Source organism: Fructilactobacillus sp. X1R3C1 (assembly GCF_059901545.1).
In genome coordinates this window covers 360,469-373,518 of sequence record NZ_JBWXUT010000001.1, presented here as the reverse complement: position 1 = coordinate 373,518, position 13,050 = coordinate 360,469, and the positions used below count along the sequence as shown (strand labels likewise).

The 13,050-nt window shown below is 38.4% G+C and carries 10 protein-coding genes; all 10 read right to left on the bottom strand.

The window, feature by feature from the left end:
• Window positions 1-24: 24 nt before the first annotated feature.
• Window positions 25-1,401 (bottom strand): 23S rRNA (uracil(1939)-C(5))-methyltransferase RlmD, encoded by a 1,377-nt coding sequence (gene rlmD, locus AC6UD8_RS01965; RefSeq protein WP_500699297.1) that lies wholly within the window; start codon window positions 1,399-1,401, stop codon window positions 25-27.
• A gap of 42 nt (window positions 1,402-1,443) precedes the next feature.
• Entirely contained in the window at window positions 1,444-2,463 is a 1,020-nt protein-coding gene (locus AC6UD8_RS01960) for a diacylglycerol kinase (RefSeq protein ID WP_500696543.1), read from the bottom strand.
• Between the two features lie 12 nt (window positions 2,464-2,475).
• Window positions 2,476-3,897, bottom strand: a complete 1,422-nt coding sequence (gatB, locus tag AC6UD8_RS01955; protein ID WP_500693575.1) for an Asp-tRNA(Asn)/Glu-tRNA(Gln) amidotransferase subunit GatB — start codon at window positions 3,895-3,897, stop codon at window positions 2,476-2,478.
• Window positions 3,898-3,899: 2 nt separating this feature from the next.
• Window positions 3,900-5,354: an Asp-tRNA(Asn)/Glu-tRNA(Gln) amidotransferase subunit GatA gene (gene gatA, locus AC6UD8_RS01950; RefSeq protein ID WP_500693574.1), complete on the bottom strand. Its 1,455-nt coding sequence runs from the start codon at window positions 5,352-5,354 to the stop codon at window positions 3,900-3,902.
• Between the two features lie 2 nt (window positions 5,355-5,356).
• Window positions 5,357-5,665, bottom strand: coding sequence for an Asp-tRNA(Asn)/Glu-tRNA(Gln) amidotransferase subunit GatC (gene gatC / locus AC6UD8_RS01945; RefSeq protein ID WP_500693573.1), 309 nt, complete (start codon window positions 5,663-5,665; stop codon window positions 5,357-5,359).
• A gap of 31 nt (window positions 5,666-5,696) precedes the next feature.
• Window positions 5,697-6,854, bottom strand: coding sequence for a CamS family sex pheromone protein (locus tag AC6UD8_RS01940; RefSeq protein ID WP_500699295.1), 1,158 nt, complete (start codon window positions 6,852-6,854; stop codon window positions 5,697-5,699).
• The gene (gene ligA / locus AC6UD8_RS01935) at window positions 6,835-8,853 is read right to left on the bottom strand and encodes an NAD-dependent DNA ligase LigA (protein WP_500699330.1); all 2,019 of its coding nucleotides are present in this window, start codon (window positions 8,851-8,853) and stop codon (window positions 6,835-6,837) included. The genes AC6UD8_RS01940 and ligA overlap by 20 nt, the downstream gene beginning before the upstream one ends.
• 22 nt (window positions 8,854-8,875) lie before the next feature.
• Window positions 8,876-11,140: a DNA helicase PcrA gene (gene pcrA / locus AC6UD8_RS01930; RefSeq protein WP_500699294.1), complete on the bottom strand. Its 2,265-nt coding sequence runs from the start codon at window positions 11,138-11,140 to the stop codon at window positions 8,876-8,878.
• Between the two features lie 88 nt (window positions 11,141-11,228).
• The gene (locus tag AC6UD8_RS01925) at window positions 11,229-12,362 is read right to left on the bottom strand and encodes an ATP-grasp domain-containing protein (RefSeq protein ID WP_500699292.1); all 1,134 of its coding nucleotides are present in this window, start codon (window positions 12,360-12,362) and stop codon (window positions 11,229-11,231) included.
• A gap of 30 nt (window positions 12,363-12,392) precedes the next feature.
• Complete coding sequence (locus tag AC6UD8_RS01920; protein ID WP_500699290.1) at window positions 12,393-13,004, bottom strand: glycoside hydrolase family 73 protein; 612 nt, start codon at window positions 13,002-13,004, stop codon at window positions 12,393-12,395.
• Window positions 13,005-13,050 lie beyond the last annotated feature (46 nt).

Sequence of the window (13,050 nt, the reverse complement as noted above, 5' to 3'; positions counted from 1 at the left end):
AGAATCTAGCGAGCTAGATTCTTTTTATTTACTCTTTTCCAACACCGTTACACTTTCAACATGCGGTGTTTGCGGAAATTGATCCACTGGTTGAATTGGTTGTTTAATTTCATAGCCACCATCAATTAAAGCCTGACAATCCCGTACAAGAGTAGCAGGATTACATGAAACATATACTAATCGTTCTGGCTTCATCTCTAAGACACTAGCAATAAAGGTTGGATCAAGGCCCTTTCTTGGCGGATCAACTACCACGACATCTGGTCGAATGTCCTGCTCTGCCCACTTCTTCATCTGGTCCTCAGCCTTTGCAACCACAAAGCTAACATTATCAATATGATTTAATTTAGCGTTCTTTCGGGCATCTTCAATTGCCTCAGCAACCACATCAACTCCGTACACATGCTTAACTTTTGGTGCCATTGCCAGTGAAATTGTCCCAATCCCGCAATACGCATCAACCACCACATCATTTTTCGATAATTGCGCCTTATCGATCCCCAAAGAATAAAGTTTTTCAGTCTGAACTGGATTAACCTGGTAAAACGACATTGGTGAAATCAAAAACTTGGTGTTTAAGAGTTCATCCTTGATGTAAGCTTTACCTGATAACAGGATGTTCGTGTCCCCCATCAGTCGATTCCCGTGAGAATCATTAACATTTTGAATTAAACTATCTAAATCAGGCAACTGATCATTAATGGATTTAATAATTTCATCTTTATGTGGCAAGTTTTTACCATTGGTAACCAAAACTACCATCATCTCGCCGGTTGCTTTTCCATAACGGACCATAATATTCCTGATACAACCCTTGTGAGTTGCCTCATTGTAAGCACTAACATGATAAGCTCGTAAAACATCCCGAACCTTAATAATAGCTTCATCGATGTGAGGATCTTGAATGTAAAAGTCTTCAATTGGAATTAAATCATGACTGTGGCGCCGATAAAAACCCGTTTCCAATTGACCATTCATCTTCCTAACCGGAATCTGAGCCTTATTTCGGTATTTTGATGGATTATCCATTCCAATTGTTTGAGCAACAGCAACGTTTAAATGAGCCTTCTTAAACAATTCCTCAATCTGATGTTGTTTAAACTCTAATTGTTTTGGATATGCAAGGTGTTGTAATGGAGCAATCCCAGACTGCGTATACCGTCGATCAATTGCTTGAACTCGATTGGGACTTGGTTCGATAATCTTTTCTAATTTTCCAAAGGCGAAGTTCTTTTTAACTTTAATCACCCTGATCTGGACTTTCTCACCTGGAAGAGCATCCTCAATGAAAATCGGAAAATCGGAAACCTTACCAACCCCCATTCCCTGGTAAGTCAAATCAATCACGTTTACCGTGAGGTCTTGGTTTTTCTGTACTGGAGCTTCTTTTTTAGCGCTCATTTGTTCTCCTTACTAAAAAGTTTTGCCGTTACACGGCAAAACTTATTTTTTACTATCAGATGGAAGTTCATCGACTTTTCTGACAAACTTCTTTTCAACATTTTTGACCTGAGGAGCGACACTAGCCGACTCACTGATATCATCAGTCTTAAGGTTGGAATAAATACTAATTCGCTGCTTTAGATCGACAAACTTCATCGGAGCATCACCACCGTATTCGCCATCAAGATTAATCTGTAAGCGACTATCATCCCCAGGAAAAGCCTCAAATGTATTGGTCTTTTTGTATATAATCCTAGGATCATCAATGTGCCGACCGCCATTAAACGCTTTAGCAATTAATTGCAACATTTCAACTAAATTACCGGTTTTAACAATAATCATGGTAAATTTACCATCATCCATGGTTGCGTTTGGAACAATTTGTTCAAAACCACCCACTGAATTAGTCATGGCTAAAAAAAACATTGAAGCCTTCCCACGATATTCTCCACCATCATACTTTAATAACATCGGAACTGGCTTCACATTTGGCAACATTTCTGCTCCCTTTACCAGGTATGCAAGATACCCAAAAATAGTCTTTAAATCAGAAGGAACATTGTAAGTTAATTCTGTCATAAACCCACCAGCCGCAATATTAATGAAATAATTAGTCACTTCATCATTGTATGCTTTACCAACGTCCATCTTTGAAACATTGCCCTTAGTGATCACTTTAGCAGCTTCAACGTAATCATCTCGAGGAATGTGCAATGCACGCGCAAAATCATTGGTAGTTCCAGCGGGAATGATTCCTAATTGTGGTCGATAATCACGTGGAGCAATGCCATTAATTACTTCATTGATGGTCCCATCTCCACCTGCCGCAACGATGAGATCAAATCCCTCTTCAGATGCACGGGCGGCTTCATCACGTGCTGAATGTGGTTTGGGAGTGGTCGCAAAAGCACTGGCTTCATATCCACCATTCTCCAAAACATCCAAAATATTAACCAACTGCGGTTTTAACATTTCACGTCCAGACGTTGGATTGTAAATTACTCGTGCTTTTTTGACCATTCTTACATCACCCTATTTATCTAAAGAACCTTTCAATAATTTGTTTACAACTTGCGGATTAGCTTGTCCATGAGTTTGTTTCATAATTTGTCCAACCAAATACCCAACAGCTCGATCTTTACCATTATGATAATCATCAACTGACTGTTGATTATCTTTTAAGACCCCATCAATAATTGGTTGCAGTTTTTTAGGATCAGATAATTGGACCAGTCCTTTTTCTTCAACGAATTTCTTTGGATCTTGCCCCTTAGTAACTGCCTTAAATACTTTTTTAGCCATTTTACTTGAGATGGTATCGTCCATAATCATTTTAATCATGGTAGCCATCGCTTCAGGCGTGATTTTGGTGTCTTCCAAGTTAGCTTGATTATCGTTCAAGTACGCATTGACGTTATCTTGAAGGTAGTTAGCGGCTAATTTAGGATCAGCACCTAATTTAACCATTTTATCATAAAAATCAGACATTTCTTTGGTCTGAGTGATAACCATTGCATCATAATCAGTGATCCCTAATTCATTAACGTAACGATTACGACGTTTGATAGGCATCTCAGGCATGGATTCTTTTAATTCATTAATCCATTCATCAGAAATACTCAAAGTTGGAAGATCTGGTTCTGGGAAGTAACGATAATCATCTTTTCCCTCTTTGACACGCATTAACTCAGTTTTACCAGTAGATTCATCAAAACGACGACTCTCAGAATTAATCTGACCGCCGGACATCAACACCTGTTGTTGACGTTGTTCTTCGTACTCAAGTGATTTTCTAACATGATTAAATGAATTCAAGTTCTTTAATTCAATCTTTTGACCTAATTCTTTACTACCAATGGGTCGAACTGAGATATTAACATCAACCCGCATTGACCCTTCTTCCATCTTGACATCAGAAATTCCGGTAAATTGAATCCGTTGTCTTAATCCTTCCAGATAATCATATGCTTGTTGCGGAGTTGTCATCTCGGGCTTAGAGACAATTTCAATAAGCGGAGTCCCCTGACGGTTTAAGTCAACGTAAGAATATTTTTGTTCATGGGTATTCTTACCAGCGTCTTCTTCAATATGCATCTCTTCGATTCCAATTTTTTTCTTACCATTTTCGGTCTCGACTTCAATCCATCCGTTTCTAGCAGTGGGTCTCTCGTTTTGAGTAATCTGATACCCCTTCGGATTATCCGGGTAGAAATAATTTTTACGATCAAAATGAGGGTGCTTTTCAATATGAGCATGTAAAGCTAGAGCCGCGGTGATACCATCCGCAACGACCTGTTTGTTAACGACTGGGAGCGTTCCAGGATAACCCCAGTCAATCACGTTAGTATTACTATTGGGCTTGTCCCCAAACTGTGCAGCAGATGGACTATAAATTTTTGAATTAGTTTTAAGCTCAACGTGGACTTCTAGACCAATGGTCGTTTCAAAATTCATGACTATTTACCTCCCATCTTTGGTGTTTGCTTGTGAAAATCAGTATTCTGTTCAAAAGCGTATCCTGCTTTATAAATGGTACTCTCATCAAACGGTTTCCCCATTAATTGCATTCCGATTGGCAAACCATTACTGGATCCAGCAATTTGAGACATAGCAGGAACTCCAGCCATATTGGCTGGGATCGTCAAAATATCATTCATATACATTTCAATGGGATCTTGATCTTCTACTCCAATTGTAAAGGCAGTAACTCGAGATGTTGGACTCAAAATTAAATCATGGTCAGCAAAAACCTTTTTAAAATCATTGATGATTAAAGTCCGAATTTTAGCAGCCTGTTTGTAATATTTATCAACATTATCGTAAGAAAGCGATAATGTCCCTAGCATAATCCGTCGCTTAACCTCATCCCCAAACCCTTCTGATCGTGATTTAACGTACAATTCATCAAGTGTTTGAGCATCTGATGCTCGATATCCATAACGAATTCCATCGAATCTTTCTAGGTTAGAAGATGCTTCAGCGGTTTGAAGCGCATTATAAGCAATAACACCATATTTAGAATTAGGCATCGAAACCCAGTCAACCTTTGCACCTAATTTTTTAAACGTTTCTGCGGCATTTTTGATTGCTTTTGAAACATCAGGAGATAACTTATTAACGTATTCCTTGGGAATGCCAATTCTCATCCCCTCGACCCCATCTTTAATGTGTTCGGTGAAATCAGGAACTTCCTGTTTTGAACTAGTTGAATCGTGTTCGTCATGACCTGAAATTGCGTTTAAAACCAGAGCATTGTCAAAGACACTTCTAGTAAGAGGTCCAATTTGATCAAAACTTGAAGCCATCGCAATAAGTCCAAAACGTGATACTCGACCATAGGTTGGCTTCATTCCAACAATTCCCGTGAATGAAGCTGGTTGTCTAATTGAACCTCCGGTATCTGATCCAAGTGCAACTGGAACTTCACCGGAAGCAACTGCGGCAGCCGAACCACCGGACGAACCGCCAGGAACTTTGCTATAATCCCATGGATTGTGAGTGGTTTTAAGGGCTGAATTTTCAGTTGAACTTCCCATTGCAAATTCATCCATGTTGGTTTTACCAACGTTAATGGTACCAGCATTAGAAAGTTTCTTGGCCACCGTTGCATCATAAATTGAAGTGAAATTTTCTAGCATTTTTGAAGATGCAGTAGTTGGTAATTCTTTAGTAACGATGTTATCTTTCAAAGCCAACGGAATCCCATCTAAAATATTATTAGGATCAATCCCACGTTCATCAATGGCTTTAGCATTTTCAAGCGCTTTATCATTTAGATTATTAAAAGCATCAATGTTTTGGTCAGTAGTTTTGATGTTGTCCATGGTCTCTTTTACTAAGTCAACGGCCGAAATTTCCTTATTTACTAACATCTGGTGAAGTGAACGCAAATCCTTATCTAAATAGTTCATTATTATTCATCCTCACTTTCGTCAATAATTACTGGAACTTTAATTAAGTCATCTTGAATATCAGGAGCATTCTTTAACAAAGCATCTTGTTCGTGCCAATCTTCTGCCACGTCTTTTCTAGTAACGTCAATTCGATCCGTTACCGTATAAGTGGGCTCAACACCCGATGTATCAACTTTTTCAAGTGTATCCAACATTTTCAACAAATCATTTAATTGTTGGGTGAATTCAGGTAATTCATCTTTTTTTAATTCAAGCTTAGCTAACCCAGCAATATGTTGGGTTTGTTCTTCCGTAATCTTATCAGCCATTTTATCCCCTCTTTTATTAAATCACTAAATCTTAATAGCTATTAAACACATGCGAACTGAAGGACTTTCCTCCCGCATTTCGGTTCAAATAACTTTGAATTCCATCAGTTGATTTTACGGTAATATCAATTGGTACACTGCCAGGAAGATATTTTTGAGCAGCATTCTGTAGGTATTGAGTAAAACTGATGATTTCAGTTTGACTATAAAATTGAGTTGTAATGTTAATGTGCATGCCTTGAAGTTGCTTACCCTTGTATTGAGCCTGTGCAGTAATCCCACTCAAGTTAGGGAAGAAATTTTGAACCTGTGACTTAAATTGATTAAACGCAGATAAATCATTCGTATTAGGTCCCTTAGAACCATTGGCAATCGGGAACACATATGATTTTTCATTAATTGGTTTCCATGAGTTTACAGACGTCGTGCCCGGATTGTTAACCGATGAGGCAAAGAAATTACCACCAGTCAAACTATCGTTTGGAGCTTGCTTGTACAATGCAATCACGATTGGGATATTCTTTAATTCTTTATTCTGTCTCAATCGTTTAAGGATCGTGTTAGCCATCTCCTTACCTTGTTTCTCAACCACATCATCGGGGATCTTCTGTTGATACTGGCTCCCATACTTCTGTTTAGTGTAGTAGTACACTGAATTGATCCCAAGGCCAATGGTCATACCCTTCATGGTCATTTTATTACCATTTGGAACTAAGAAGTCTTGTTCATCCATTTGTTGCAAGTACATTGGGGTTACTTTTCCCTTTTGTTGCGATGGATTTAGTCCCTCCGGGTTTTGCTTTGACTTACGGTCAAGCCACTTCTCGGCAGTGTCAGTAGAGATGTATTGTCCCTCCTGAAAAACATACTTATCAGTCGAAAAATTCTGCTTGGAAATTCCAAGCAAACCGTTCTGAAACCCCTTCAAGTTAAACTGATTATCATTTTGTTGAATATCAACTCCACGCGATTTACTGGTTTGATAATGTCCATCCTTAATAACACTCTGATAATTCTTACCACCAGTTTCCCCGGTTAATTGTGTATTCTTATTATTTGTATTAGTGGTACTCTTGTTAGTACTCCCACAAGCTACTAACATTAACGCGCTAGCCGCCACCATTAAAATTACTTTTAAGCGTCTCAACTTAAATTCCTCCGACTTCTTATCATTCTTTTTGCATTTCATTTTTAAAATGATCTTCATCCCAAACCGGAACCGAAAGAGATTGAGCTTTGGTTAGCTTACTACCTGCATCCTCTCCCGCAATTACTAGGTCGGTATTTTTAGAAACACTACTTGTGACATCCGCTCCATGGTTTTCAAGCCATTCACTGGCTTGACCCCTAGTTAAATCAACCAACTTTCCGGTCAATACAACTCGTTTACCATTGAAAAAGTTATCTGGTTGTACTATCTCTTCATTATTTACATAGTCCATATTAACACCAACATCAACGAGTTCGCCAATTAATTCTCTACTATCAGCGTTTTCAAAATAAGTATGAACACTATCAGCAATAACTTGACCAATGGTGTCAATTGAGGCGATTTCTTCGACACTTGATTTCATGAGAGCATCCATGGTTTTAAAGTGGGCAGCAATTAATCGCGCTGCTTTAGCACCGACGTGTCTGATGCCTAATCCAAAAAGCAATCTTTCAAGTGAATTGCTCCGACTATTATCAATGGCAGAAAGTAAATTGTTAGCAGACTTGTCACCAAACTTATCAAGAGTGAGTAGTTCATCATAACTAAGGTGATACAAGCTGGCCACATCCGAGACCATTTTTTTATCAAACAACTGCTTCACAATCTTAGGACCCAAACCATCAATATCCATTGCATTTCTAGAAGCAAAATGATTAATTTGTTCCACCAGCTGTGCTGGACACTTCGGATTAATACAACGTAAGGCAACCTCACCATCTAAGTGGACTAATTTAGCACCACATGAAGGACATCGATCTGGGATAACATATGGCTTAGAATCTTTTGGCCTTAAATCAGGAAGATACCTTTCAACCTCCGGAATAATGTCGCCAGCTTTATACAAAACCACTGTATCGCCGACACGGATATCTTTTTTCTCAATATAATCAGGATTATGAAGTGACGCTCTTGAAACGGTAGTACCGGCCAATTGCACTGGATCCATGATTGCGGTAGGAGTTACCACTCCCGTTCTTCCAACGGTCCACTCAATCTTTTTAATTTTAGTATGAACTTCTTCTGGCGGAAACTTGTAAGCGATCGCCCACTTCGGGACTTTAACCGTATGCCCAATTTCCATTTGTAAAGGAAGCGAATTGGTCTTAATCACAATGCCATCGATACCAAAGGTGAGATTATCTCTTGCTGCTGAATACTTTTTAATGTAAGCATCAATCTGATCCATATTATCAGCTACTTGATAATGCTCATTAATGGTAAAGCCTAATTCTTTTAGTTCCTCTAAAAGTCCACTTTGAGTGGTAGCCTTTAAATCGTCATAATTAGCAACGTTATACATAAAAGTACTTAAGTGGCGATCCTTAGTAACTTTTGGATCCAATTGTCGAAGACTCCCGGCAGCAGCATTTCTCGGATTAGCAAACGTTGGTTTTCCGTCATCTTGTCGTCGTTCATTTAACTTTAAAAAGGCTTCTTTTCCCATATAACATTCGCCACGTACTTCAATATCAATGGGTCGACTTAATTTTTTAGGGATTGATGGGATGGTTTTTAAATTTTCAGTGATATCCTCACCAATTTGTCCATTTCCCCTAGTCGATCCCTGCACGAACACCCCATGCTCATAACGAAGTGAAATAGCTAGTCCATCGATCTTCAACTCACAATTATACTCAGTATCTTGAGGATAGTTGTGCTTGAGTCGAACCACAAAATCCTTAAGCTCTTGGGGTGAAAATACGTCACCTAGTGAAAGCATTGGAATCTCGTGATTGACCTTTGTAAATTCATTCGAAGTTGCCCCACCAACGTGCTGAGTCGGTGAATCAGGAGTGATAATTGCTGGAAACTTGGCTTCCAGATCCTGCAAGCGAGCATAGTTTCGATCATATTCCGCATCTTCTACGGTTGGTTGATCCTGTTCATAGTACTGTTTTCCCCACTTAATTAACTTTGGTCTTAGTTCTGAGGCCTCTTTTTTTGCTTCACTTTCATTAACCTGATCCATTGGAATCTTAAACAATCTTACCACTCCCTTACTTAATCGATTGAATTTTTGTTATGGGTGCAAATGCAGCTAATAGACGTTTAATTCCTTTTTCTGGAAAGGCAATGTCAAGTTCCATATCTTCACCAGTTCCATTAATTTTAACAACAGTTCCAGTTCCCCACGCCTTGTGTTTGACTTTATCACCAATATTCCATGACTTCTTGTCAGCACCAGTTCCTTGGGGTTTTTCGACTCGTTTGTTAGGTCGATGATATGGTTCACTAAAGGCTCGATTGGTTCGTTTATTATACTCACTACCGGTGTCAAATGGAGTCTTAGGTCCCGTTGGAATTGAACTCTCATTATCCAATACATCCGAATTAATTTCATCCATAAATCGTGACTCGGGATTATTTTGCATTCTACCATATAACATTCGTGAATATGCATTTGTCATATAGAGTTTGGTCTGAGCCCGCGTAATTCCCACATAGGCTAACCGTCGTTCTTCTTCTAACTCACTTTCCTTTTCAGTAGCTCGACTAAGAGGAAAAATTCCTTCTTCCATCCCAACCATAAAGACGACTGGAAATTCAAGTCCCTTAGCAGCATGCAAAGTCATTAAAGTCACCTGTTTAGCCGATTCATCAACATCGTCTTGAGCCGATACAAGGGCCAGATCCGCCAAAAAATCTGTCAAACGACTATCACTACTACCAGTCTGTTCATCATACTTTAAATCAGAATCTTTTGTGACAGAAAGAAATTCTTCAATATTCTCAATCCGTGTCTGTGACTCCAGTGAATTGGTTTTCTTTAGATCAGCCATATATCCAGATTGATCCAAAAGGGCTTCGGTAATTTCCGTAACGGTCATATCCTTTTGCTTTTTTTGAACGTTTGATATGACATTAGCAAAATTAGCAATGGCATTTCGAGCACGACTGGAGATATTATTGGCCAAGTCAACATTTTGAGCTGCTTCTAGTAGATTCCATCCATTATCTGCTGCAAACATTCTCAACTTTTCCACACTTGAACTACCAATTCCGCGCTTAGGAACGTTAACAACCCGTTCAAAACTTAATGAATCACTAGGATTAGCAATGAGGGTTAAATACGAAAGAATGTCCCGGATTTCCTTACGGTCGTAGAATTTATGCCCACCAACCATCGTGTACGGAATATTTGATTTCAAGAAGGTCTCTTCGATTACACGAGACTGGGCATTCGTCCGGTACAAGACCGCAAAATCATTATAAGAATAATGATGTTTACTGACCTCATCTTTAATCTTAGACACCACGTAATGAGCCTCACTAGCCTCACTTTGAGCACGATAGTACGTTACTTTTTCGCCAGTATCATTTTCCGTCCACAAATTCTTATCTTTTCTCTCGGCATTGTTTTGAATAACGTCGTTTGCGGCACTTAAAATATTCTTAGTTGAACGATAATTCTGTTCCAGTTTCACAACGTGTGCATTTTTATAGTCATTTTCAAAATCCAAGATATTATTCATGTTAGCACCACGCCAACCATAAATACTCTGATCAGCGTCACCCACTACACACAAATTTTGATACTTTTTGGCAAGCATTGATACTAATTTATACTGTGCCTCATTGGTATCCTGATATTCATCGACATGGATGTAATGAAACTTATCTTGATAATAATTCAAAACCTCTGGATACTGTTTAAACAATCTAATCGTAAGCATAATCAAATCATCAAAATCGACAGCTTGGTTTTCTTGAAGTCGCTTTTGATATTCGAAATATACCTGTGAAACCACTTCTTCAAATGGACTGTTAGCTGAATGTGACTTTTGATAATCTCGTGGAGTCTGTAAATTATTCTTAGCATTTGAAATGGCACTTAAAATAGCCCTTGGATCATTCTTTTTCGGGTCTAGATCTAAGTCTTTTAAAATTCGTTTTACAAGGGTCTTTTGTTCTCCTGAATCAGTGATAGAAAAAGCACGATTATAACCTAATTTATCAATGTCACGTCTCAAGATTCTCACGCCAAGTGCGTGAAAAGTTGATACCCAAACATCGTCACCACCGACGCCAAGTAATTTACTAACACGTTCCTTCATTTCGCGAGCAGCTTTGTTGGTAAATGTAATCGCCAAAATATTCCATGGCATCACACCTTTTTTCTCAATTAGATAAGCAATTCGATGAGTGAGCACCCTGGTCTTACCACTTCCAGCACCAGCCATAATCAAAAGTGGACCTTCAGTTTGTTCTACCGCCTCTCGTTGCTTATCGTTCATTGTCTTTAGTAGGTCTGTCTTTGACACGTTAACCAATCCTCTCGCTTTGTAAATCCATCATTAATTATAGCAAAATAGAGCCGACAAATTGCCGACTCTTCAATTTTAATAACATTTAATTTTTGGTCCAAATTCCTGTATTCACAATTCGATTAAACGTCTCTTCGACCGAATTGGTTGGAATTAAAATCACTCCAACCACATCATCATCACGTGCATTACTGTGATAATTAAAATAAAATTGCCAGTTTGGTTGAAGGATTCGTTGTCTAAGAACCTGTTCATATTGCTTTTTCGTAAACAAACGAGCAACCACATCACTAATCTTATTAATCTTAGCTAATGGCAACCCTGAAATGGCCCGAAGATGTTGATCATACTCGCTGATATCAGTAGCTAAATTAAACAAAAAACCGGCATTATTAACGGTTGGATCAATGTTTGTAACGTAAATGTTTTGATCAGCCGTTACACCGAACGATACCTCAAATGAACCAACGTATTTAACATTTTTGCCAATTTGATTAACAATTCTAATCATTTCGTTAATAACGTTAGAATCTGTTTTGGAAGTATCAGTACTTACCGTTTGGAGCATGTTCCCTAAATAACTGGTTTTAACGGCGGGAAATTGTTGTAAATCTTCTTTTACTGATTTAGTAGCAATAATTGCGTATTCGAAACGGTAAGGAACGTAAGATTCCAGTATATATGGACCCCTTTTTAACATATCAGAAGCAAGTGCAATATCATTTGATTCGTTAATAACCAGTTGTTGGTTATTAGTCATGTGTCGCTGAATTGGCTTTAAAATTGCAGGATATCCAATTGAATCAATTGCTTGATAGATATCTTCCAAGTTAATAATAGTGACGTATGGTGACGTATTGACGTTAATTTGATCAAAAAAGGCCCTTTCCATCACACGGTCCTGACTAATCTCTAAAAGGGATTCGCCTTGAGGAACATAAGTATACTTTTCGATTTCATTAATAACCTGAGGATCAATGTCATTTGAAACGTATGTAACTAAATCACACTTCTCAGAAAATTCCCTTAAAGTATCAACATCATTAACGTCACCTGTAAATGCGTAATCAGATTGTCTAGCGATCTCGCTATCTGAATTGGAACTATAGGTGGCAATTTTCAATCCTGCGTCGCGGGCCACGTTAACTAGTTGCGTACTACTAAAATAGTCACCAATAATTCCAATTGTGCTTCCTGGGTAGAGTAATACTGAATCCATAGTTTAACCTCCAATAAATCTTTTGCTACATCATTGTTTATCGTATTGATTAAGATGATACTTTTTAATGATTTTAATTATTTTGTCTGCATAAGCCGGGTCTGTTGCATATCCATCGGTACTGAGAGCCTTGGCAGAATCAACGTAATTGTCCGCCGACACAACTTCTTTATATTGCATGGGGTTCCAGTCTGTTCCATGAGCTAATAAAACAGCATGATCTTCAATTGACTCATCCCAATTATCGTAAACGCGAAAACTTCCGTGAACCATTGCGGGTGATCCACTCGTATATTCAGTCGTGTCCAAAGTAACACTCTTTTGTCCAGCACCCGCTTTAACACCAAAAAGATTATTATACTTTGAAGCCAAAGTACTCTGGCCCCAATCTGATTCTAAAATAGCCTGAGCAAGGGTAATGCTAGTCAAAATTTTATACTTCCGTTGCATCTCAACTGACTTCGGTAGAATCTTGTTGATAAATTCCTTATGGTGAACACTAACATTATTTTGTTCATACCGCGGGTTAAAATGAGAATTGCCTAAAATCATCACAGCACCAACGAACATGACTAACAGGATTAGCACGGTCAGGACATAAGCAACTAACTTATTTTGCTTTTGCTTCTTTTTCCTAGCCACACTAACCCTCCTTACAAATAAATTTACTGTTTAAATTGTACTACAA